At 77.3% G+C, this 22406-nt stretch carries 18 protein-coding genes; 11 read left to right on the plus strand and 7 right to left on the minus strand.

What is annotated here, in order from left to right:
• Positions 1-5: 5 nt before the first annotated feature.
• Positions 6-1262, minus strand: coding sequence for a hypothetical protein (locus Cpa01nite_RS07425; protein WP_203668120.1), 1257 nt, complete (start codon positions 1260-1262; stop codon positions 6-8).
• Entirely contained in the window at positions 1259-2359 is a 1101-nt protein-coding gene (locus tag Cpa01nite_RS07430; protein ID WP_203668121.1) for a glycosyltransferase family 4 protein, read from the minus strand. The genes Cpa01nite_RS07425 and Cpa01nite_RS07430 overlap by 4 nt, the downstream gene beginning before the upstream one ends.
• 87 nt (positions 2360-2446) lie before the next feature.
• On the opposite strand from Cpa01nite_RS07430, the gene Cpa01nite_RS07435 reads away from it, so the two are divergent.
• Together Cpa01nite_RS07435 and Cpa01nite_RS07440 are read left to right on the plus strand one after the other, a co-directional pair.
• On the plus strand, positions 2447-3340 hold the full coding sequence (locus tag Cpa01nite_RS07435; protein ID WP_203668122.1) for a glycosyltransferase: 894 nt from the start codon (positions 2447-2449) through the stop codon (positions 3338-3340).
• 62 nt (positions 3341-3402) lie between these two features.
• A complete protein-coding gene (locus tag Cpa01nite_RS07440) occupies positions 3403-4491 on the plus strand; it encodes an NAD-dependent epimerase/dehydratase family protein (RefSeq protein ID WP_239068612.1) in 1089 nt (362 codons plus the stop codon).
• A gap of 49 nt (positions 4492-4540) precedes the next feature.
• On the opposite strand, the gene Cpa01nite_RS07445 is transcribed toward Cpa01nite_RS07440, so the two are convergent.
• Positions 4541-5695: an acyltransferase family protein gene (locus Cpa01nite_RS07445; RefSeq protein ID WP_203668123.1), complete on the minus strand. Its 1155-nt coding sequence runs from the start codon at positions 5693-5695 to the stop codon at positions 4541-4543.
• Positions 5696-5774: 79 nt separating this feature from the next.
• Here Cpa01nite_RS07445 and Cpa01nite_RS07450 point away from each other — a divergent pair, with 79 nt between their 5' ends.
• Complete coding sequence (locus Cpa01nite_RS07450) at positions 5775-6905, plus strand: glycosyltransferase family 4 protein (protein ID WP_203668124.1); 1131 nt, start codon at positions 5775-5777, stop codon at positions 6903-6905.
• A gap of 27 nt (positions 6906-6932) precedes the next feature.
• Here Cpa01nite_RS07450 and Cpa01nite_RS07455 read toward each other — a convergent pair whose 3' ends face one another.
• Positions 6933-7547 carry a dTDP-4-dehydrorhamnose 3,5-epimerase family protein gene (locus tag Cpa01nite_RS07455; RefSeq protein ID WP_203668125.1) on the minus strand — a complete coding sequence of 205 codons (615 nt, stop codon included), beginning with the start codon at positions 7545-7547 and terminating at the stop codon, positions 6933-6935.
• A 103-nt stretch (positions 7548-7650) separates the two neighbouring features.
• Between Cpa01nite_RS07455 and rfbD the strand changes: the two genes are divergently transcribed.
• Positions 7651-8496, plus strand: a complete 846-nt coding sequence (rfbD, locus tag Cpa01nite_RS07460; protein ID WP_203668126.1) for a dTDP-4-dehydrorhamnose reductase — start codon at positions 7651-7653, stop codon at positions 8494-8496.
• A 36-nt stretch (positions 8497-8532) separates the two neighbouring features.
• Here rfbD and rfbA read toward each other — a convergent pair whose 3' ends face one another.
• The gene (rfbA, locus tag Cpa01nite_RS07465) at positions 8533-9405 is read right to left on the minus strand and encodes a glucose-1-phosphate thymidylyltransferase RfbA (protein ID WP_203668127.1); all 873 of its coding nucleotides are present in this window, start codon (positions 9403-9405) and stop codon (positions 8533-8535) included.
• Between the two features lie 119 nt (positions 9406-9524).
• On the opposite strand from rfbA, the gene Cpa01nite_RS07470 reads away from it, so the two are divergent.
• Positions 9525-10469 (plus strand): glycosyltransferase family 2 protein, encoded by a 945-nt coding sequence (locus Cpa01nite_RS07470; protein WP_203668128.1) that lies wholly within the window; start codon positions 9525-9527, stop codon positions 10467-10469.
• On the opposite strand, the gene Cpa01nite_RS07475 is transcribed toward Cpa01nite_RS07470, so the two are convergent.
• The gene (locus tag Cpa01nite_RS07475) at positions 10444-11370 is read right to left on the minus strand and encodes a lysylphosphatidylglycerol synthase domain-containing protein (RefSeq protein WP_203668129.1); all 927 of its coding nucleotides are present in this window, start codon (positions 11368-11370) and stop codon (positions 10444-10446) included. The two genes, Cpa01nite_RS07470 and Cpa01nite_RS07475, sit on opposite strands and share 26 nt — an antisense overlap.
• Before the next feature lie 64 nt (positions 11371-11434).
• Here Cpa01nite_RS07475 and Cpa01nite_RS07480 point away from each other — a divergent pair, with 64 nt between their 5' ends.
• Genes Cpa01nite_RS07480 through Cpa01nite_RS07490 form a run of 3 tightly spaced genes read left to right on the plus strand, consistent with a single transcriptional unit; the run spans position 11435 to position 15507 of the window.
• Positions 11435-12175: a class I SAM-dependent methyltransferase gene (locus Cpa01nite_RS07480; protein ID WP_203668130.1), complete on the plus strand. Its 741-nt coding sequence runs from the start codon at positions 11435-11437 to the stop codon at positions 12173-12175.
• A 40-nt stretch (positions 12176-12215) separates the two neighbouring features.
• Positions 12216-13418, plus strand: a complete 1203-nt coding sequence (gene manA, locus Cpa01nite_RS07485) for a mannose-6-phosphate isomerase, class I (protein ID WP_203668131.1) — start codon at positions 12216-12218, stop codon at positions 13416-13418.
• Positions 13419-13470: 52 nt separating this feature from the next.
• A complete protein-coding gene (locus Cpa01nite_RS07490) occupies positions 13471-15507 on the plus strand; it encodes a hypothetical protein (RefSeq protein WP_203668132.1) in 2037 nt (678 codons plus the stop codon).
• 13 nt (positions 15508-15520) lie between these two features.
• Here Cpa01nite_RS07490 and Cpa01nite_RS07495 read toward each other — a convergent pair whose 3' ends face one another.
• Positions 15521-16288: a TIGR03089 family protein gene (locus tag Cpa01nite_RS07495; protein WP_239068613.1), complete on the minus strand. Its 768-nt coding sequence runs from the start codon at positions 16286-16288 to the stop codon at positions 15521-15523.
• A gap of 183 nt (positions 16289-16471) precedes the next feature.
• On the opposite strand from Cpa01nite_RS07495, the gene Cpa01nite_RS07500 reads away from it, so the two are divergent.
• Genes Cpa01nite_RS07500 through Cpa01nite_RS07510 form a run of 3 tightly spaced genes read left to right on the plus strand, consistent with a single transcriptional unit; the run spans position 16472 to position 22390 of the window.
• Positions 16472-16801, plus strand: coding sequence for a WhiB family transcriptional regulator (locus Cpa01nite_RS07500; protein ID WP_275406217.1), 330 nt, complete (start codon positions 16472-16474; stop codon positions 16799-16801).
• A gap of 26 nt (positions 16802-16827) precedes the next feature.
• Entirely contained in the window at positions 16828-20751 is a 3924-nt protein-coding gene (locus Cpa01nite_RS07505) for a glycosyltransferase (protein WP_203668133.1), read from the plus strand.
• 1 nt (position 20752) lies between these two features.
• Positions 20753-22390 (plus strand): DUF5719 family protein, encoded by a 1638-nt coding sequence (locus Cpa01nite_RS07510; RefSeq protein WP_203668134.1) that lies wholly within the window; start codon positions 20753-20755, stop codon positions 22388-22390.
• The last annotated feature ends 16 nt before the right edge of the window (positions 22391-22406 follow it).

Below are 22406 nucleotides of genomic sequence, written 5' to 3' on the forward strand. Positions count from 1 at the left end.
TCATCCTAGCGGTGCCCGGCGGTCGAACGGCGCACCGCCACGGCGTGCACGACCACGCCGACCAGCGGGCCCGCCGCGAGGCTGGCGACCGCACGCGCCTCGAGCGACCAGGGTGCGAGCAGGACGGCGGCGGACACCGCGGTCGCGACGAGCCAGCCCGCGGCATACGCCCGGTGCCGGCCCAGGGCGAGCACCGCAGCGCCGGTCAGCGTGAGCAGTGCCAGCGCGCACGCGCTCGCCGTGAGGCCGGCGAGGACCGCACCGGGCACGCGGTAGTCCGGCCCGAGCACGACGACCATGAGCCACGGCCCCACGAGCGCCGCGGCGCCCGCGCCGACCGCGCCGACCGCCAGCACGACGGCGGAGACCTGCAGCAGCGGACGCGCGCCCCGGTCCCGGTGCGCGAGGAAGTGCGTGATCGCCACGCCCTGGTAGGCGTTGAGCGGGATCAGCAGGGGGGCCCGGGTGAGCGTGACCGCCATCAGCAGCGGGGCCGCGAGGGCGTACACGTCGGCCGGGGTGGTGACCCGGAGCAGGACGGGGAACCCGACGACCAGGGCGGCGCTGGCCGCGGTACCGGCCATCGCCTGCACGGTGGCGCCGGCGAACGCCCGCCCGGGGACGCCCACCCGCCGGCTGCGCGCCGCGCGCACCGCCGGGGCGGCGGAGAACCCGAGCCACGTCGCGGCCGCGAGGCCGGCGCCGGCGGCCAGGCCGGCGGTGCCGAGCCCCACGGCCGCCGCGGCTCCGGTGAGGGCGAGCCGCACCACCGACTCGGTGCCGACCAGCCGGGCGTAGGCCGGCCACGCGCCGCCGCCCGCGAGCGAGCCGGCGACCGCGGCGTGCCCGGCGAACGCGAGAACGGAGAACGCGACCACGGCGACCAGCAGCCAGGGCTCGGGCCCGAGCACGGCCCGGCCCCACAGCGGTGCCGTCACGACCAGCGCGAGCGCGAGCGCCGCGCCGACCAGCAGCCCGGCGCGGAGCGCGCGGGGACCGCGTGCCGGGATGTCGCCGGGCGTGGCGAGGGCCACGTGCACCGCGCGCGTCGTCTCGTTCTGCAGCCCGCCCAGGACCCCGAAGAAGAAGAACAGCAGGCCCCAGAACGCCAGGAAGTCGGCGTTCTGCGCCGGGGTCAGCACCCGTGCCGCCACCAGCAGGACCAGGTACCCCGCCGCGGCGGCCACCAGGGACGCCAGCCCCACGCCGCCGATCCGCGCCGCGCGCCCGGTCGTCGGGCCCGCCCCGGCGTCGGCGGTCACGCCCGGCCCCGGGCCGCGGCGAGGTAGGCGTCCTCGTGCGCGGCCGCGCAGGCGGACCAGGTGAACAGCCGGGCGCGCTCCAGCCCGCGGCGCTGGAGGGCCGCCGCGTCGGCGAGCGCGGCGCGCACGCCGTCCGCGATCGCCCGCGGGTCGGTCGGGTCGAACACCACGGCCGCGTCGCCGCACACCTCGGCCAGGGCCCCCGCCGAGGACGAGGCGACCGGGCAGCCCGAGGCCATCGCCTCGATCGGCGGCATGCCGAAGCCCTCGTACAGGCTCGGGAAGACCAGGGCGGCCGCCGTCCGGTAGAGCTCGAGCAGCTCGGCGCGGGGGACGTTGCCCCGCGACTCCACGCCGTCCGGGAGCGGGCCGAGCGTCTCGTGCCCGCCGCCGGTCAGGACCAGCCGCAGGTCCGGGTCGGCCCGCCGCAGCAGCGCGAACGCCTCCAGCAGCCGGGCGTGGTTCTTGTGCGCCCACCCCCGCGCCGGGTAGAGCAGGAAGTTCTCGCGCGGCCCGAGCTGCGGCGTGAAGGCGGACGTGTCGACCGCGAGGTGCGCGACGGTGATCCGTTCCGCCGGGACGCCCAGGTGGTGCACGATCCGCTGCTTCGTGAACTCGCTGATCGTGATGACGTGGTCGGCACGGCGGGCGGCGCGGTCGTAGTAGAGCCGCCGGTACAGCCGCTCAGCCCGCGGGAACAGGTGCGGCATGTCGAGGTGCTGGACGTCGTGCAGCGACTGCACGACGCGGTCACCGCGGCGGGGCAGCGGGACGGTCGCGGTGAACGGGTAGTGCACGACGGAGCCCGCGGGCGCCCGGCCCAGCAGCCGGTCGCGGTGCCGCAGCGAGGTCGCGAGCGTCCGGACCCGCGCCGCGGTCGACGGCCCCGGCGTGATCTCCGGCGCGAGCGACTCCGGCAGGTCCGGGACGAAGCCCGCGGCCGCGGCCGGCAGCAGGACGGACGCCCGCACCCGGGTCGAGCCCGCCAGCTCGCGACCGAGCTCGCGCGCGTACGTCTCCGTTCCGCCCATCCCCCCGGGGACCAGCGTCAGCATCGAGAGCGCGACGCGCGGCAGCGCGGTGGACGAGTCGGTCACGGGGGTGTTCCTCCGGGTCGGGGTCGGCCGCCGGGCGCGGCGGCTCTAGTCTGGCCCATGTCACCCGCCCGACCCGGAAGGTCATGCATGCCGCTCGACATCTTCGTCCCGTACTGGGGCGACCCCGCCCTCCTCCGCGAGACGGTGGCGAGCGTGCTGGCCCAGCGCAACGGCGACTGGCTGCTCACCGTGGTCGACGACGCCTACCCGGACGAGTCCGTCCCGGCGTGGTTCGCGACGATCGACGACCCGCGGGTCACGTACGTGCGCAAGCCGGTGAACGAGGGGATCACGGCGAACTACCGCACCTGCGTGTCGATGGCGACCCAGGAGTCCGTGGTGATCCTCGGCTGCGACGACGTGCTGCTGCCGAACTTCGTCGACGTGGTGACCGCCGCCCGCGACCGGTTCCCGGACGCGGCGATCATCCAGCCCGGCGTCGAGGTGATCGACGAGCACGGGCGGCTGGTGCGGCCGCTCGCGGACCGTGTGAAGCAGGACGTCGTCCGGCCGCGTGCGTCCGGGACCCGGGTCCTGCAGGGCGAGCCGCTGGCCGCCAACCTCATGCACGGGGACTGGCTCTACTGGCCGTCGCTCGTGTTCCGGCGCGACGTGCTGGTGCGCACGCCGTTCCTCGACGACCTGCCGCTGATCCAGGACCTGGCCCTGGTGATGGACATGGTGCTGGACGGCGAGCAGCTCGTGCTCGAGCCCGCCGTCTGCTTCCGGTACCGCCGGCACGGGCACAGCGCCTCGTCGGCGTCGCTGCTCGACGGCCGCCGGTTCAGCGGGGAGCGGGCGTACTTCGCGCACGTGGCCGCCCGGTGCGACGCCCAGGGCTGGCACCGGGCCGCGCGCGCGGCCCGCCTGGCGGTCACCTCGCGCCTGCACGCCCTCACGCTGCTGCCGCGCGCGGCGCGGACCGGCCGCGCGGGCGTGACGACCATGCTCCGGCACGCCTTCGGGCCCATGCGCCCGTGACCGCCGCCCCGACCCCGACCCCCGGCGGACGTCCCGCCGGCACCCGACGAGAGGACCCCGCAGTGAACGCGCCCACGGCCGCCCGCACGCCCCAGGAGGAGACCGTCCTCGTCACGGGCGGGGCGGGCTTCATCGGCACGACGATGTCCGCGGATCTCGTGCGGACGTTCGGGCGGGTGGTCGCGCTCGACAACCTGCACCCCCAGGTGCACGCGCGCCCCGAGCGCCCGGCGGACCTCGCCGAGGGCGTCGAGCTGGTCGTCGGCGACGTGACCGACCCGGCCGCGTGGGACGCCCTGCTCGCCGACGTCCGTCCCGACGTCGTGATCCACCTGGCGGCCGAGACGGGCACCGGGCAGTCGCTCACCGAGTCGACCCGGCACGCGGAGGTTAACGTCGTCGGCACGACGCAGATGCTCGACGGGCTCCGCCGCGCCGGCGTCCGGCCCCGGCGCATCGTGCTGTCCAGCAGCCGCGCCGTCTACGGCGAGGGTGCCTGGCGCCGGGCGGACGGCTCGCTGTTCCTGCCCGGGCAGCGCACGGCGGAGATCCTCGAGCGGCACGAGTGGGACTTCCCGGGCGCGGAGCCGGTCGCGATGTCGGCCGCCACGACCCGTCCGGCCCCGGTGAGCGTCTACGGCGCCACCAAGCTGGCGCAGGAGCACATCATCACCTCGTGGGCGAACTCCGAGGGCGTCGAGGCGGTCGTCCTGCGGCTGCAGAACGTCTACGGCCCCGGCCAGTCGCTGACGAACTCCTACACCGGGATCATGGCGCTGTTCTGCCGGCTGGCCCGCGAGGGCGCCTCGATCCCGCTGTACGAGGACGGCGCCGTGCGCCGCGACTTCGTGCTGGTCGACGACGTCGCCCGCGCGCTCCTGGCCGCCGCCACCGCGCCCGCGCCGGGCAGCGACCCCATCGACATCGGGTCGGGGGAGCACCAGACGATCGCCGACGCCGCTCGGCTCATCGCGCAGTTCTACGGCGCGCCCGAGCCGCACGTGACCGGCCAGTACCGGCAGGGCGACGTCCGGCACGCGTGGGCCGACGTCACCCGCGCGTCCGAGGTCCTGGGGTGGTCCCCGCAGGTGTCGCTCGCCGAGGGCGTCGACCGGCTCGCGCGCTGGGTCGACGAGCAGCAGGGCGCCTGACCGGACGCCCGCCCCCGGGCCGCGCCGGAGCGGGGGTGGGCGCCCGTCGTCAGAGCAGGGCGGGGGCGGGCCTCGCCGTGGCGCTGGTGGACCGCCGCGCCCAGCGCATCGCCGGCCGCTCGACGAGCAGCCAGCTCGCGATCGCCAGGGGCGCGGTCGCCGCCAGCGCCAGCAGGTCGTACACCGCGATCGGCAGCTCGTGCGCGCCGGCGAGCACCAGCAGCTGCTGCACCGGGAAGGCGTAGATGTACACGCCGTACGACACGTCGTGCCGGCGGAGCAGCCCCGGGATCGGCAGCACCGAGCCGACCCAGATCAGCGCGTAGGCGAGGAACGGCGCGGTCAGCTGCGCGCCCCAGCCGTCCAGCAGCCAGACGGCCAAGGCCACCAGCGCGAGGCTGCCGGCCGCCGCGAGCACGTGCATCGGGAGCCGGTGGCGCAGGCGCTCCACCAGGGCGCCGCCGAGGAACAGCGGCAGCAGCTTGGCGAGCAGCTGCGCGTCGACGTTGCCGCCGAGGAGCGTCCCCACGCCGTGCGGCCAGCCCGCGTGCACCAGGACCGACAGCAGCCAGGCGCCGGCCAGCGCCCACGTCGAGCGGCGGACGAAGCCGACCAGCGCGAGGACGCCGACCACGAGGTAGCAGAGGAACTCGTAGTACAGGCTCCACAGCGAGCCGTTCCACGCGAGCGGGTAGGGCACGCCCGTCGGGGTGCCGGCGATGTCGTAGGCGTTCACCCGCAGGAAGAGGTTGCTCCAGACGAAGTTCGCCGGCGTGGTGCCGGTCGTCAGGTAGCCGTCGAGCGTGCCGTGCGCCGCGAGGAACCCGATCGGGCCGAACACGGCGACCATGACGACGAGGCACACCACGAAGGCGGGGAAGATGCGCGCCACGCGGTGCACGAGGTACGTGGACAGCGGGTTGCGCCACCGGCTGCCGGTGATGAGGTAGCCGCTCACGGCGAAGAAGCCGAACACCGCCCAGCCGCCGAGGTTCTCGCCGTCGACGTGCGGGCCGACGCCGCGTCCGGCGATGTAGTAGGCGTGCGCGTGCAGGACGAGCGCCGCGAGGCCGAGCCGGACCACGTTGAGGCCGTTGCGCCGCGGGTCGAGCTGGCGGCCGTGCCACCGGCCGAGCCGGGCCGCCGGCGCCGTGCGGTCGTCGGTGCGCGCGGGCGCCAGCTCCTGCGGGGTGGCCGCCGTCATGCGCGGGAGCCCGTGGGGATGTGCATGGCGGACATCCTCGCGCATCCGGGGGCCGGCGCGGCGCACCTACGATGAGCCGGTGCGAGTTCTGTTCGATGCGACGGCCATCCCCGCCGACCGGGGCGGCGTCGGCCGCTACGTCGACGCCCTGCTCCCGGCGCTCGCGGCCGAGGGGGTGGACCTCCGCGTGGTGTGCCAGGCGCGGGACGCCGAGCAGACCGCGGCGCTGGTCCCCGCGGCGGACGTGGTGACGGTGCCCCCGGTCCTGGAGCGCCGTCCCGCGCGGCTCGCGTGGGAGCAGACCGGGCTGCCGCTCCTCGCGCGCTCCGGCCGCGCCGCCCTTCTGCACAGCCCGCACTACACGCTGCCGCTGGCCGCGCGGGTCCCGGTGGTCGCGACGCTGCACGACGCCACGTTCTTCAGCCACCCGCAGCTGCACTCGCCGGTCAAGGCCCGGTTCTTCCGGGCCTGGACCCGGCTGGCGGTGCGGCGTGCGGCCGCGCTGGTCGTGCCCTCCCGCGCGACGCGGGACGAGGTCGTCCGGTACGCGCACGCCGACCCGGCGCGGTTCGCGGTGGCCTACCACGGGGTGGACGCCGCGGTGTTCCACCCGGTCGACGCCGACGAGCGGGCTCGGGTCCGCCGCGCCGTGGGCCTCGGCGACGACGAGCCGTACGTCGCGTTCCTCGGCACGCTGGAGCCCCGCAAGAACGTCCCCGCGCTGATCGAGGCGTGGGTGCGGGCGTGCGCGGGCCGGGCGACGCCCCCGGCGCTGGTGCTGGCGGGCGGCGCCGGGTGGGACACCGGGGTGGACGCCGCGGCGGCGGCCGTGCCGGCGGGGCTGCGGCTGCTGCGCACGGGCTACCTGCCGCTCGGCGATCTCGCCGGGCTGCTGTCCGGCGCCGCGGTGCTCGCGTACCCGAGCCTCGGCGAGGGCTTCGGGCTGCCGGTGCTCGAGGCGATGGCGTGCGGGGCGGCCGTCCTCACCACGCGGGAGCTCTCGCTGCCCGAGGTCGGCGGCGACGCCGTGGCGTACACCGGGACGGCGGCGGGGGAGATCGCGGTCGCGCTGGGCGCGCTGCTCGACGACGACCCGCGCCGGCGGCGGCTCGCGGAGGCGGCGGTCGAGCGCGCCGGGTCGTTCACCTGGCGGGCGGCCGCGCAGGCGCACGTCGCCGCCTACGAACAGGCGCTGGCCGCCCGCCGCTGAGGGGCGGGCGGCCGCGCCCGGGACGGCTCAGGCCAGGCCGGCCACGTACGCCTGCACGGCGGCGTGGTCGGGCAGCAGGCCGGCCGCGCGCGCCTCGGCGAGCGTCGGGGCGGCCAGGTCCTTCTCGGACAGCTGCGGCGTGAGCGGCGAGCCGTCGCGGCCCTGCGTGGGCCAGTCGATCCCGATCTCGGGGTCCAGCGGGTGGATGCCGTGCTCGCGGCCCGGGGAGTAGCCGGTCGAGCACAGGTACATCACCGTCGAGTCGTCCTCGAGCGAGAGGAACGCGTGGCCCAGGCCCTCGCCGAGGTAGATCGCGCGGCGGTCGACGTCGTCCAGCAGCACGGTGTCCCACGCGCCGAAGGTCGGCGAGCCGACGCGGATGTCGACCACGACGTCCAGCACGGCGCCCTTCGGGCAGGTCACGTACTTGGCCTGCCCCGGCGGCACGTCGGCGAAGTGGATGCCGCGGAGCACGCCCGCCGCGGACACCGAGATGTTCGCCTGCTGCAGGTCGAACCGGTGGCCGACGGCCTCCGCGAACGGGCCGCCCTGGAACGCCTCCAGGAACACGCCCCGCGGGTCGCCGTGCTGGACCGGGGTGATCTCCCAGGCGCCGGGGACGCTGAGCGGGCGGTAGGTCATGGTTCTCCTTCGGTGCGGCGGGTAGGCGGCCCAGCCTATCCAGGCAGGTAGATTGGCGACGGTCCGTCCCGTCCGGGGGCGGCGGCGACGGACGGGAGACGACGTGCGGTGGTTGGTGGTCGGCGCGACCGGCATGCTCGGCAAGGACCTGCTGCGGGTGCTCGGTGAGCACGGGCGGGACGCCGACGGCCTGGGCAGCGCCGGGCTCGACGTCACGGACGCCGCCGCCACGTCGGCCGCGGTGCGCGGCTACGACGTCGTGGTGAACTCCGCCGCGTACACGGCCGTCGACGCCGCCGAGACGGACGAGGCCGCGGCGTTCGCCGTGAACGCCGTCGGGCCCGCCAACCTCGCCCGCGCCTGCGCGGCCGCGGGCAGCCGGCTCGTGCAGATCTCCACCGACTACGTCTTCGACGGGTCCGCGACGACGCCGTACCCCGACGACGCGCCGGTCGCCCCGCGCTCGGCGTACGGCCGCACCAAGCTGGCCGGCGAGTGGGCGGCCCGCGCCGGGTCGGACGACGTGCTGGTCGTCCGGACCGCGTGGCTGTACGGCGCGCACGGCGGCTGCTTCCCGAAGACCATCGCGCGGGTCGCGCGCGAGCGCGGCGGCCTGGACGTCGTCGACGACCAGGTCGGCCAGCCCACCTGGACGGTCGACCTGGCGGAGCTGGTCGTCCGGCTCGTGCTGGCGCAGGCGCCGGCGGGCACGTACCACGGGACGGCGTCGGGCCAGGTGAGCTGGCACGGCTTCGCGCAGGCGGTCGTCGCCGCCGCGGGCCTGGACGAGCAGATCGTCCGGCCCACGACCAGCGAGGCGTTCACCCGGCCCGCGCCGCGGCCCGCCTACTCGGTGCTCGACCACGGCAGCGTGCGGAGCGCCGGCGTGGAGCCGATCGGCGACTGGCGCGAGCGCTGGGACGCCGCCGCGGCCTCCGTCCTGGCCTGAGCACGGCCCCGGGCACGGTGCCCGGGGCCGCCCCGGTCAGTCCCGGCCGTCGGCGAGCAGGCCGAGCAGGTACGTCCCGTAGCCCGACTTCACGAGCTTCTCGGCGCGCTCGCGGAGCTCGTCGTCGCTCAGGAACCCGCGGCGCCAGGCGACCTCCTCGGGGGCGCCGACCTTCAGGCCCTGCCGGTGCTCGATGGTCCGGACGTAGTCGGACGCCTCGACCAGCGAGTCGAAGGTGCCGGTGTCGAGCCACGCCGTGCCGCGGGGGAGGACCTCGACCTGCAGGCGGCCCTGCTCGAGGTAGACCCGGTTGACGTCCGTGATCTCGTACTCGCCGCGGGCGGACGGCTCCAGGTCGCGGGCGATCGCGACCACGTCGTTGTCGTAGAAGTACAGGCCGGGGACGGCGTAGCTGCTCTTCGGCCGCGCCGGCTTCTCCTCCAGCGACAGCGCCCGGAAGCTCTCGTCGAACTCCACGACGCCGTACGCGGTGGGGTCGGCGACGCGGTACGCGAACACGGCGCCGCCGTCGATGTCCTCGAACCGCTGCAGCCGCGACCCGAGGCCCGGACCGTAGAAGATGTTGTCGCCCAGGACCAGGGCCGCCGAGTCGTCGCCGACGAAGTCCGCGCCCAGCACGAACGCCTGGGCCAGGCCGTTGGGCTCGGCCTGCACCGTGTAGCTGATCGCGATGCCGAACTGCGAGCCGTCGCCCAGCAGCCGCCGGAACTGCTCCGCGTCGTGCGGCGTCGTGATGATCAGGACGTCCTTGATGCCCGCCAGGATCAGCGTGGACAGCGGGTAGTAGATCATCGGCTTGTCGTAGACCGGGACCAGCTGCTTGCTGACGCCGAGGGTGATCGGGTGCAGGCGGGTGCCGGAGCCTCCCGCGAGGATGATGCCGCGCATGAGCACACAGTGTGGCGCATCCGCGGTGGTCGCGGGGGCGGGGACGGGCGTGGCGAGGGGTGAGGTAGCCTCGACCCTCGCCCGAACCCGGCATCCCCCCGCCTCGAAACAGGAACGTGATGAAGGTCTTCGTCCAGATCCCCTGCCTCAACGAGGAGGAGACGCTGCCCGCGGTGCTGGCGTCGATCCCGCGGGAGATCGAGGGCGTGGACGAGCTCGAGATCCTCGTGATCGACGACGGGTCGTCGGACCGCACCGTGGAGATCGCGCGCGAGCTCGGCGTGACCCACGTCGTGCGGCACGCGCGCAACATGGGGCTCGCGCGGTCGTTCCGCGACGGGGTCGACTACGCGCTCGCGCACGGGGCCGACGTCGTGGTCAACACCGACGGGGACAACCAGTACCCGCAGGACCGGATCCCGGATCTGGTGCGACCGGTGATCGAGGGCGTCGCCGACATCGTCATCGCCGACCGCCAGACCGCGACGATCGCGCACTTCTCCCCGTTCAAGAAGCTGATGCAGCGGGTCGGCAGCGCGGTCGTCAACAAGGCGGCCGACACGCGGCTCCCGGACGCCCCGAGCGGCTTCCGCGCGTACTCCCGGGCGTCGCTCTACCGGCTCAACGTGGTGACCGAGTTCTCCTACACGATGGAGACGATCATCCAGGCGGGCCACAAGCGGCTGCGCATCGCCTCGCTGCCCGTGACCACGAACGCGAAGACGCGCGAGTCGCGGCTGTTCAAGAACATCTTCCACCACATGGTGAAGTCCGCGTCGGCGATCGTGCGCAGCTACCTGATGTTCAAGCCGTACATGATCTTCGCGACGCTGACCGCCGTGTTCGGCGTGCTGGCGCTCATCCCGATGGTCCGGTTCCTGGTGCTGTGGCTGGTCCACGGGGACAGCTCGGGCAACATCCAGTCGCTGATCTTCGCGGCCATCATGTCGGTCGCGGCCCTGCTGTCCGCGGCGCTCGGCGTGCTCTCGGATCTGCAGCGCACCAACCGCGTGCTGCTCGAGGACCAGCTCGAGCGGATCAAGGAGATCCAGTTCCGGCGGTGACGCGCGTGCGGCGACCCGCGAGCGCCGCGACGCCGGCGGCCCCGGCGTCCGCCACGACCATCACGACCCGGCTCACCAGGGCGACGAGCAGCGCGTCCGAGCTGTCGACGACGGTCGCGAGACCCAGGACCAGGGCGGCCTCGCGCGGCCCGGTGCCGGCCGGGGCGATGACCACGAGGAACCCGACGACCCACGCCAGCGCGAACGCGCCGGTCGAGACCAGGGCGGTCGCCGCCACGTCGTCCGGGTGGAGGTCGCGGACGAGCACGAACGCGTGCAGGCCGAACAGCACCCACATCGCCGCGGCCCAAGTGGCGCTCCCCAGCACGCCGGCGCCGGAGACCCGCACCGGCTCGTCCCCCCGGCGGAGCGCCCGGAGCAGCCACGCGATCACGCGGTTGAACACCGGCGGCAGCAGACCCAGGACCCCGAGCGGGACGACCGCGACCGCCCACCAGTAGGTGGTGAGCGAACCGGGCGCGGCGGCGGCGAGGGTCACCACGGCGATCGCGCCCCCGACGACGAGCAGCACCGCCAGCGCCCCGAGCGCCACCACGGCGCTGCGCGCGCGCGACACGCGGTACGCCCGGCCGAGCTCCGCCTGCGCCACCACGGCCCACACGCTGCCGGGGACGTACTTGCCGAGCTGGCCGTGGTAGTAGATCCGCGCCGTGGCCGCGAGCGGCGGCGTCGGCCCGGTCCCCGCCAGCAGCGCGCGCCACGACAGCATCTGCGCGACGAGGCCGGCGCAGGCCAGGACCGTGGCGACCGCCACGCTGGCGGGGGACAACCGGGTGAGCGCGTCGGCGAGCTCGTCCCGCCGCGACGACACCGAGACCACCAGGAGCGCGATCGCGATGGCGAAGAAGCCGGTGCCGAGGACCTTCCGCCGAGATGTCACCGCACGAGGATAGGGGCATCGCCTAGGCTGTCCGACCGACGAACCCCCGAGGAGAGGATCCGCTGTGCCTGGAGCTGGAGAGGTCGCGCGCTCGGCCTACGTGGCCACGTCCCGCGCGGCCCGGACGCTCGCCGACCGCACCGGCCTGCTCGGGCGGCTCGACCGGTCGTACCGCGAGCACCCGGTCAGCGTGCCCGGCCACCTGCGCACGCTGTTCGCCATCCACGACGTCGAGGACCTCGTCGCGCTCGACGTGCCGTGGTGGACGTACAGCGCCATCGACACGGTGCGGGACCACCTCGACCGGCTCGGCGGCTCGGCCCGCGTCTTCGAGTACGGCTCGGGGGCGAGCTCGGTCTGGCTCGGTCGCCGCGTGGCCGAGGTGCACTCGGTCGAGCACCACGCCGGGTTCGCGGGCGTGATGCGCGACGTGCTGCGCGAGACGGGTCTGCAGGACGTGGTCGACCTGATCGAGGTCGCCCCCGAGGAGAGCGCGCACCCGGTGGTGCCCTCGACCCGCCGCGGCGAGGAGGGGCGCGACTACCGGCGGTACGTGCACAGCATCGACGAGGTGCCCGGCGAGTTCGACCTCGTCGTGGTGGACGGCCGGGCACGCGTGGCCTGCATGCAGCACGCCGTGCGCCGGCTCGCCCCGAACGGGATCGTGCTGTTCGACGACACCCAGCGCCCCCGGTACCAGAGCGGACTCGCCTCCTCCGGGATGGTCGTCGAGCGGCACCGCGGCTGGGTCCCCTCGCTGCCGTACCCGCGCGAGAGCGCGGTGCTCCGGCTCGGGCGCGCCTGAGCGCGCGAGGCGACGAGACGAGAGCGAGGACCGGGCACCCGTGTACCGACTGACGACCGCGATCCAGAACTACGCCTGGGGGTCGGCGACCGCCATCCCTTCCCTGCTCGGGCTCGAGCCCGACGGCGCCCCCGTCGCGGAGGCGTGGTTCGGGGCGCACGCCAGCGCCCCGTCGCACTGCGTGACCGCCGACGGCGAGCCGGGGGTGCCGATGACCGAGGTCATCGCCGCCGACGCCGAGGCGGTGCTGGGCGAGCACGTCCGCGCCCGCTTCGGTCCCGCGCTGCCGTACCTGCTCAAGCTCATCGCCGCCGAGCAGCCCCTGTCGCTGCAGGTGCACCCGCACGTCGACGCGGCCCGGGCGGGCTACGACGACGAGGAGTCGCGGGGGGTGCCGCGGGACGCCCCGCACCGCAGCTACCGGGACCGCAACCACAAGCCGGAGCTCGTGTACGCCCTGACGCGCTTCGAGGCGCTCTGCGGCTTCCGGGCCCCGCGCCGCGCCGCGGAGCTTCTCGACGGCCTGGGGTCGACCCTGGCGGACGAGCTGCGGACCGTGCTGGCCTCGCAGCCGACGGCCCGCGGCATCGAGGAGGCGTTCACGCGGCTGCTGCGGCCCGAGACCCGGCCGAGCGCCGCCGAGGTCGACGAGGTCGTCGCGGCGTGCGCGGCGCGCCTCGAGGCGGGGTCGCCGTCGGCCCGTGCGGACCGCACGGTGGTCCGGCTCGGGGCCGCGTACCCCGGTGACCCCGGGGTGGTCACCTCGCTGCTGCTCAACCCGGTCACGCTGCAGCCGGGGGAGGCGCTCTTCGTGCCCGCGGGCGGCGTGCACGCCTACCTCCAGGGGCTGGGCGTCGAGATCATGGCGAGCTCGGACAACGTCCTGCGTGCCGGCCTCACGCCGAAGCACGTCGACGTCGACGAGCTGCTCCGCAACGTCGACTACGTCGCGGCCCCGCCGATCCGGATCGCGCCGGAGCGGTTCTACGGCGCGACCCGGGTGTACTACGCCCCGGTGGACGACTTCGAGCTCTCGGTCACCCGGGTGGAGGACGGGCAGACGCACCCGCTCCCGGGGCGTGGTCCGCGGATTCTGCTGTGCATCGAGGGCCGGATGGTCGTGTCCTCCCGGGACGACGGCGAGATCGAGCTGACGCGCGGTACCGCGGCGTTCGCGCCCGCGACGGACGGCCCGCTGTCCGTCCGCGGCGCCGGCACGCTGGTGCAGGCCGACGTCCCCTGACCGGACGGCGCGCCCGGCGGGCGGCCCGCGCGGCGGGCGGTCGCCGCGCTGGGTGACGGCGGCCCTCGCCGTCCCCGACCGGCTCCCGGTGCTGCTGCTGGCGGTCGCGGTCGCCGCCGTGCCCGCGGTGCTGCTCGGTCAGCTCCGGCCCGCGGTCGTGGTCCCGGTCGCGGCCGTGGTCGCCGCCGCGACGTGGCGGCTGGTGCCACCGCCCCCGCGGGCGGACGCCCGGCACGTCACCGCGGTCGCGGCGCTGGTGGTGCTGTGCGCCGCGTGGGTCGTCGTCGGGTGGCGCACCGCGGCGGAGTACGTCGTCGTGAACCGCGACCCCGGCTTCCTCACGCTGCGCGCGCTCTGGCTGGCCGAGCACCCGTCGGCGCTGATCGGCGTCGGCGACGCGGCCGCGGCAGCCGCCGCCGTCCCGGGCGCCGCCGCGGGCACCGAGGCGTTCTGGCTGGACGGCGGCTCCCTGCACGTGCAGGGCAACGTCCTGCTGCCCGCGCTGCTGGCCGTGCAGGGCTGGCTCGGCGGCGAGCAGGCCGTGCTCGCGGGCAACCTGGGGATCGGCGTCGTCGCTCTGGCGGCGGTGTACGCGCTGGCCCGGCGCCTGGTCGGCCCCGTGTGGGCGCTGGTGCCGACGGCCGGGCTCGCCGTGTCCCTGCCGTTCCTCACCTTCACGCGCGCCGCGTACACCGAGCCGCTCACCGTGGCGTTCCTGTGCGGCGGGCTCGCGCTCGCGCACGGTGCCTGGACGGCGCGGGGCTCGCGCCCGGCACGCCGGCACCTCCTGGTCGGGGCGCTGGTGGGGGCCGTCGCCACCGCGCGCATCGACGGCGCCGTCGCGGTCGTCGGTCTGGTGCTCGGCTACCTGCTGCTGGCCGCGGGGCCTCTCGGACGCGCCGACCGGCGGGGCGCGCGTCGCGCGGCGCTGGCCGCCGTCGGGGGTGCGACGGCCATGACGCTGCTGGGCCTCGCCGACGTGGTCGTGCTCAGCCCGGCCTACGTCCGGGAGCACGCGGGACAGCTCACGGCCCTCCTCGGCGCCGCCGCGCTGGTGGTCGTCGTCGCCGTCACCCTGCTGCTCGTGCCCCCCGCCTGGTCCGCCCGCACCCGGACGGTTGTGCACCGGCACCGCGCCGGGGTCGGTGCGGGCGCCGCGGCGGCGGTCCTGTGCCTCGCGGTGGCGCTCGCGTCCCGCCCGCTGTGGTGGCAGGGGAGGGCCACCGACCCCGCGACGGGCTACGGGCACGCGGTCCAGGTGCTCCAGGCAGCGGCGGGGCAGCCGCTCGACGCGGCCCGGTCCTACGACGAGCAGACGCTCACGTGGGTCGCCTGGTACCTCGGCGGCCCCGCGGTCGTGCTGGGGTTCGCGGGGCTCGCGCTCCTGGCGCACCGTGCCGTCGCCCGCCGGGACCCGGCCGCCACGCTGGTCGTCGCCGTCATCGGGGTCGCCGCCGTCTTCCCGCTCCTGCGGGTCAGCATCACGCCCGACCAGATCTGGGCCGTGCGGCGCCTGCTGCCGGCGACGTTCCCGGGTCTGCTCGTCGCCGGCGCGGTGGCCCTCGCGGCGCTGGCGGGCACCGGAGCCGGTCCCGCGAGGTGGGGTGGGGCGCGCCGGGCCGCGGCGGGGGTGCTGGCACTCACCGTCGTCGGGTTCCCGCTGACCACCTGGCGCCCGGGGGCGTCCGTCGTCGAGCTGTCCGGCCGCGCCACGCAGGCGCACGCCGTCTGCGACGCCCTGGACGACCTCGGCGTCGAGCGGGTGGTGTGGACGCACTCGAGCCCGTTCCGCTACCTCGCGACGCTGCGGGTGGTCTGCGACGTCGAGGTGGTCGAGTTCGTCGAGCCGCCGACGACGGCCGACCTCGCCGCGGTGCGGGCGGCGTGGGGCGGCGGTCCGGTCGCGGCGCTGAGCTTCGACGCGACCGACTACGCCTGGACGGCGCCGCCGACGGCCTCGGTCGGCGGCACCGCGTCGACCACGCTCGGGCGCACGCTGACGGGCGTGCCGCGGACGGTGGACACCACGTGGAGCGAGGTGTGGGTGGGCCTCGTTCAGGGCGACGGCTCGGTGGCGCCGGCGGGGTGACGCGGGCGCGGCGTCAGAGCCGCGCCGTGACCCGCTCCGACGCCGCGATCCGCTCCGCGCGGGCGTCCTGCTCGGCGGCGTCGCCCGGCTCCGGCCGGAGCAGCACCACCGACCCGCCGCCCGCCAGCACGCCGAGCGCGGACAGCAGCACCGGCGCCGTGGCGGCCCGCTCGTCGCCGACCGGCAGCAGGGCGCGCGAACCGGCGGGCACCGGCGCGGCCCCCGCCGCCGCGGCGACCAGCCCGGCGTGCGGGAGGGGGGTCGCCCCGACCTCCAGCGCGGGCTCGTCCGGCTCGACGGCCGGCGCCCAGCCGACGACGTCGCCGTACGTCATCACCGACTGCGCGGCGTCCAGCGCCCCCGCGGGCAGGTCGCCGTCGAACCGGCGGGCCAGCGCGGGCAGCGCCACCGCGACGACGCCCGCGCCGCGCGGGACGTCGAGCGCGGCCGGCCGGTCGGAGACGACGACGTCGGCGGCCGCCGCCGCGGCGTGCGCGTCGGTCGCCACGGTCGCGCCGACCCGCCACGCCGCCAGGGCCCAGACGACCGTCCGCCAGTGCGGCGGCAGGTCCAGGAGCACCCGCGTCCCGGGGCCGGCGTCGAGCTCCTCGACGAGCAGGTTGGTGGTCTTGCTCACCCAGTTGTCGAGGACCGCGCCGGACAGCTCGATGCGCTCGCCGGCGGGGCCGTACCAGGTCAGCCGGGGGCGCCCCGGGTCGCTGATCAGGGCCGACAGGACGTCCGCGACGGAGGCGGCGGGGCGGGGCCGGGAGGGGTGCACGGGAGCAGCCTAGGCGCCCGTGTTATCGCGGATCCGGACATATCGCCCGGGAAGCGCTTCAGTACCAGTCTTCCGCTTGACTACGCGGAACGACACGCGTGTAATTCCCTGGAACGGGGCGGCGCGCGAGGCATCGCGGGCGACCGGCGGACGATCGACACGAGCACGACGGGGGTGGCACACATGTGGAGTCTGCTCGACGACGAGGGACCCTTCCCGTCCGAGGCGCGCACGCCCCAGGCCGAGACGGTGGCGCCCGTGCTGCCGCTGTTCGGCACGCCCGAGGACGACGGCATCATGGGCTGGCAGGAGCGCGCGCTGTGCGCCCAGACCGACCCCGAGGCCTTCTTCCCCGAGAAGGGCGGCTCGACCCGCGAGGCCAAGAAGGTCTGCACCGGCTGCGAGGTCCGGGCGGAGTGCCTCGAGTACGCGCTCGCCAACGACGAGCGGTTCGGCATCTGGGGCGGCCTGTCCGAGCGTGAGCGCCGCAAGCTCAAGCGGCGTGTGGTCTGATCGCGCCCGCCGGGGCGCCTGACGTCGTGACCGCCAGCACGCTGCACCCCGGCGCGCCCACCACGGGCTCGCTCCCCGCCGCCGCGCCCGCGACGGCGGTCGTGGTGACCCGCGGCGTGACGCCCTTCCTCGCGACGACGCTCCGTGCGATCGCCGCCCAGACCCGCGCCCCGGCGCGGGTGCTGCTGGTGGACGCGGGCGACCGCCCCGACCCCGGCCTGGCCGCGGTGCTGCGCGACGCGGGGCTGCCGGCGGGCACGACCACGCTCCTCACGGCCCCCGGCGCCCGGTCGTTCGGCGAAGCCGTCCGCACCGCCGTCGCCGCCGAGGCCGAGCTGCCCGGCGGCGGCACCCGCTGGCTGTGGCTGCTGCACGACGACGCCGCGCCGGCCCCGACGGCCCTCGCCGAGCTCGTCCGCGCGGTGCAGGCCGCGCCCTCCGTCGGCGTCGCCGGCGTGAAGCAGCGGACCTGGACCGCGCCGGCGCGGCTGCTCGAGGTCGGGGTCCGCACCTCGCGCTCCGGGCGCCGGATGACCGACATGGAGCCCGGCGAGGTCGACCAGGGCCAGCACGACGGGCGCGAGGACGTGCTCGGCGTCGGCGTGGTGGGCGCGCTGGTGCGCCGGGACGTGTGGACGGAGCTCGGCGGCACCGACCCCGCGCTCGGCCCGTTCGGCGACGGGCTCGACCTGTCCCGCCGCGCGCGGCTCGCCGGGCACCGGGTGCTCGTCGTGCCGTCGGCGGTCGTCCGGCACGCCCAGGCGGCGTACCACGGCCTGCGCGACCCGGGCACGGACCCGGCCTCGATCGTCGACCTGGACGCCGACGGCGAGCCCGACGGCGCCGACCCGCGTCGGTCGTTCGCCGCGCGCCGCGCCGCCCTGCTGCACCAGCGCCTGGTCTGGGCGCCGCTCCCGCTGCTGCCGCTGGTCGCCGTCATGGCCGTGCTGGCCGGCCTGGTGCGCGTGCTCGTCCGCGTCGCCACCAAGGAGCCCGGCCTCGCCGGGGCCGAGCTCGTCGCGCCCCTGCGCGCGCTGGGCCGCCCCGCCGCCGTCGCCCGCGCCCGCGCGCAGGCCCGCCGCACCCGCGCCGTGCCGCGCCGCGCCCTCCGGCCGCTGCAGGCCGACGGGCGCACCGTCTGGCGCCAGTGGCGCGACCGCCGCCTGACCCGCGCGGAGGCCCGCCGCGTCGTCCGCGCGCCGAGCGAGCTCGAGCTCCGGGAGCTCGCCGCGCTGGCGCTGCGCCGCCGCGTCGGGCTGGCCGTCGTGGCGGTCGCGCTCGTCGTCGTCACCGCGGCCGCGTTCGGCCCGCTCGTGCTGGGGACGCTGTCCGGCGAGTCGCTGGTCGGGGGCGCGCTGGTCGCCTCCTCCTCCGGTCTCGGCGACGTGTGGGCCGCGGCGACCAGCGGCTGGGTCCCGGGCGGGCTCGGCTCGCCGGGGCCTGCGGACGCGCTGGTCGCGGCGCTGCTGCCCGGCACCGCCCTCGCCGGGGGCAGCCTCGGCACCGCGCTCGCCGTCCTGGTGCTCGGCTCCGTGCTGCTGTCCGGGCTGGGCGCGTGGTTCGCCGCCGGCGCCGCCACCCGCTCCGTCGGCGTGCGCGCGTGGGCGGCCGTGGTGTGGGCCGCGCTGCCGAGCCTGCTGCTCGCCGCGGGCCAGGGCCGCGCGGGCGCGGTGCTCGTGCACGCCGCGCTGCCGTGGCTCGCGCTCGCGCTCGCCCGCGCCGTGGGGGCGCAGCAGGCCGACGTGGTGCTGCCGGGCGTCGCGACCGCGGCGCGCGGGGCGGACGCGGAGGCGCCCGGGCGGGATCCGGGCGTCGAGGAGTGGCCCGACCCCGAGGCGTGGGCGCGCGCGGGCGAGACGACCAGGCGGCGGCGCGGGCGACGGGCCGCGGGGCGCGGCGGGCCGACCGCGACGGGGGCGACCCCGGTGGTCGAGGGCCGGGCGGACGCCGACCCCGGCCCGGGCGCCGAGGACGCGCCGGCGCGCGACGAGGCGGCCGACGTCACGCCGGTGCGCGGCACCCGGGTCGTCGCCGCCGAGGACCGGGACGGCACCGCCGGCGCCGTGACCGAGCGCGTGCCGGGCGGCGAGGGGGAGACAGGCGAGCGGGCCGCGAGCGAGCCGGGACCCGACGCGGACGCCGGGACCGCCGCCGTCGACCACGGCGGGGCCGGTGAGTCCGGCGAGGTGGCCGGCGCCGACTGGGACGCCGACCCTGCCCACGATGCCGCCGCCGACCCCGCACCCGACGCCGACGCCCTGCCCGCCGCCCCCGAGCGCCCGTCCGGCTCGGTCGCCGCGGCCGCCGCCGCGTCGCTGGCCTTCGCCGCCGTCGCCGCGGGCGCCCCCGTGCTCCTGCTGCCCGGCGTGCTCCTGCTCCTCGTCGTCGCCGCGTGCGCCCCGCGCGGCCGCCGGCTCCGCGTCGTGCTCGCCGCCGTGCCGGCCCTGGTGCTGCTCGGCCCGACGCTCGCCGAGGCCGCGTCGCGCGGCGTCGAGGGCCTGCGGCTGCTCGTGGCCGACCCGGGCGCGCCGCTGGCGTCCGACCCCGTCTCGCCGCTCGCCGTGCTGCTCGGCGTGCCGGCCGACGCCGTCGCGCTCGTCCCGTCCTGGCTGCCCGGCTGGGTGCCGGACGCGGTCGTGACGTGGTGGCCCGCGGCGGCCGGCGCGGCCGTGCTGCTGCTCGCCCTGCTGGCGCTGCTGCGCGGGGCACCCGTGGCCCGCGTCGTCCGGCTGGGCTGGTTCGTCGCCGCCGTCGGGCTCGCCGTCGCGCTGGTCGCCAGCCGGGTCGGCGTCGGCGAGGACGGGGGCGCGGTCGTCGTCGGCTGGGCGGGCTCTGGGGTGTCGCTGGCCATGGCCGGGCTGCTCGCGGCCGCGGTGGCCGGCACCCGCGGGGCGCGCGCGTGGCTGGACCGGGCGTCGTTCGGGTGGCGCCAGGTGACGGCGGCGGTCGTCGCCGCCCTGGTCGTGGTGCTGCCCGCGGCCGCCTGGGCGGGCTGGGCGTGGCAGGCGCGGGACGGTGCCGCCACCGACCTCACGACGATGGGGCGCGCCGTGGTGCCCGCCATCGGCCGGCAGACCCAGGAGTCGGCGGACGCGCCCCGCGTGCTCGCGCTGGCGCCGTCGGCGGGGGAGCCCGCCGCCGGGTCGGCCGGCGCGGTCGAGTGGCAGCTGCTGCGCGGCGACGGGCCGCAGGTGGTCGAGGACGCCGCGGCCGTGCGGAGCGCGCGGCTCGAGGGCCGGCTCGCCGACCCGGCACCGACCGAGGCCGACGACGCGACGGCGGAGGTGCAGGCGGTCGTCGGCACGCTGGCGGTCGGCTCGACCACCGACGTCGCCGCCGACCTTGCCGCGCTCGCGATCGCGGACGTCCTCGTGCCGCCACTGCCCGCCGACCAGGACGGCGACGTGGTGCTCGAGCAGGCGCGCACCGCGCTCGTCGGGCGGCTGGACGCGACGCCCGGGCTCGAGCGGATCACCGAGGGCGACGCCGGCGTCATCTGGCGCGTGCAGCCCTCGGGCGCGTCCGTCGGCGAGCAGGCCGACGACGCCGCGGGCATGGCGGTCGTCACCGCGTGGGCGCGCCTGGTGCCGGACGCGTCGGCCACCCAGGACGCGGCGGGGCTCGCCTCGGCCGACGCGGTCGCGGTGCCCGCGCTCGCCGGCGTCGTCACGCGCGTGGACACCGCCATCGCCGCCGGCGACGCGGGCCGGCTGCTGGTGCTCGCCGAGCGCGCGGACGCGGGCTGGCGGGCGACGCTGGACGGCCGGCCGCTGCGCGCGGTGACCGACGGCTGGCGGCAGACGTTCGAGGTCGGGGCGGAGGGCGGCCGGCTGGTCGTCACGCACGCCGCCGGCGACCGCACGGCGTGGACGGTGGCGCAGGGGACGGTGGGTCTGCTGGCCGTCCTGCTCGCGCTGCCCGTCCGGCGCCGCCGGGCCGGGAGGCGCTGACATGGACCCCACCACCCCTCAGCCGTCCGGCGAGCGCCGCACCGGCCGCGGCCGCGCCGCGCGCGTGCTGTCCGGTGCGCTGGTGCTCGCCCTGACCGGCGGGGTCGTGACGCTGGCCGCGGTCGCGCCCGCCGACGAGCCGGGCCGGGTGCCCGCTGCGGCCGTCGACGTCGACCCCACCGCCACGACGCTGGTGTGCCCCGGGCCGCTGCAGCTCCCCGACGACTCGGTGTCGGGGGACGCGGCGTTCGACCGGGTGCCCGTCGCCCCGGTGGAGTCCGTGTCCGCGTTCGGCACGGCGCCGTCCGGGCCGGGGTCCCTGACGGTGCTGGGCGGGGAGCCCGTCGCGCTCGCGGACGGGACCGGCGTGGTCGAGCAGCCCGCCGCGGCGACGATCCTGCGGGCCGAGCCCGTCGACGGCGCGCCGGCGCTGGTGGCGGGCGCCACGTCGTCCGTCGTCACCGACGGCGACCTCCGCGGCCTGTCGGCGGCGTCCTGCGCCCGCCCGGCCGCCGACGTCTGGCTGGTCGGCGGCTCGACGGAGCTGGAGAGCACCGCGGACCTGGTCGTCGTGAACCCGGGCGCCACCGCCGCCGACGTCACCGTGGAGGCGTGGGGCCCGTCGGGCGCCGTGGACCTCGCGAGCGGCGGCAGCTTCCTGGTCGCCCCGGGCGCCGAGCGCGTCGTCTCCCTGCCGGGCGTCGCCGCCGAGCAGCGCCGGCTCGTCGCGCGGGTGACCGCCGCGGGCGGCCAGGTCTCGGCGTACCTGCAGGACTCGCTGCTCGACGGCTTCACGCCGCGGGGCACCGACCTGGTCACCGCGGGGACCGCGCCGGCGACGACGCAGGTGGTGCCGGGCCTGTCCCTGCTCGACACCGACGTGGACGCGGCAGACGCCGGCGCGCTCCGGCTGCTGGTGCCCGGTGACGAGGACGCGACGGTCTCGGTGCGGCTGCTCGGCCCGGACGGCGAGGTCGCGCTCCCGGGGGCCGACGACCTGGGTCTGCCGGCTGGCGACGTCACCGACCTCTCCCTGGGCGGCCTCGCCGCGGGCACCTACACCGCCGTCGTCGAGTCGTCGGAGCCGGTCGTCGCCGGGGCGGTGCTCGCACGAGAGGTCGACCCGGGCGAGCTCGACCAGGGGCCGCGCCTCGAGCGGGCCTGGGCGGCGTCGAGCGCCACCGGCGGCGGCCTGGTGGCCGTGCCGGACAGGACGCGAGGGCGGCTGTCGCTGACGGCCGTGCCGACGGGGGAGCCGGTCGCGCCGGTCCCGACCGCGACGCCCAGCCCCGAGCCGACCGAGGGCCAGCGCCCCGACCCCGACGCCGAGGACGAGCCCGCCGGCCCGACGGTGACGGTCGCCGTGCGCGGCTACGGCCCGGCCGGCGTCGCCGGCGAGGAGGACGTCGAGGTGCCCCTCGGCGCGACCGTCGCGCTCGACGTGCGGAGCCTCGGTGACGACGTGGTCGGCGTCGAGGTCGTGGCGCCCGACGACGGGACCGCGGAGCTCGCGTGGTCGCTGCTGGCGTCGGTGAACCGCCCGGACGGCCCGCTGTTCTCGGTGCTCTCGCCGCTCACGGACGCCGACGCGCAGGCGCAGGCGCGGGTGCGCGAGGGGTCGCGGCTCGGCCTCGACTGAGCTCGCCGGGCGGGCG

The sequence above is a fragment of the Cellulomonas pakistanensis genome (assembly GCF_016862755.1).
Lineage (GTDB): Bacteria > Actinomycetota > Actinomycetes > Actinomycetales > Cellulomonadaceae > Cellulomonas > Cellulomonas pakistanensis.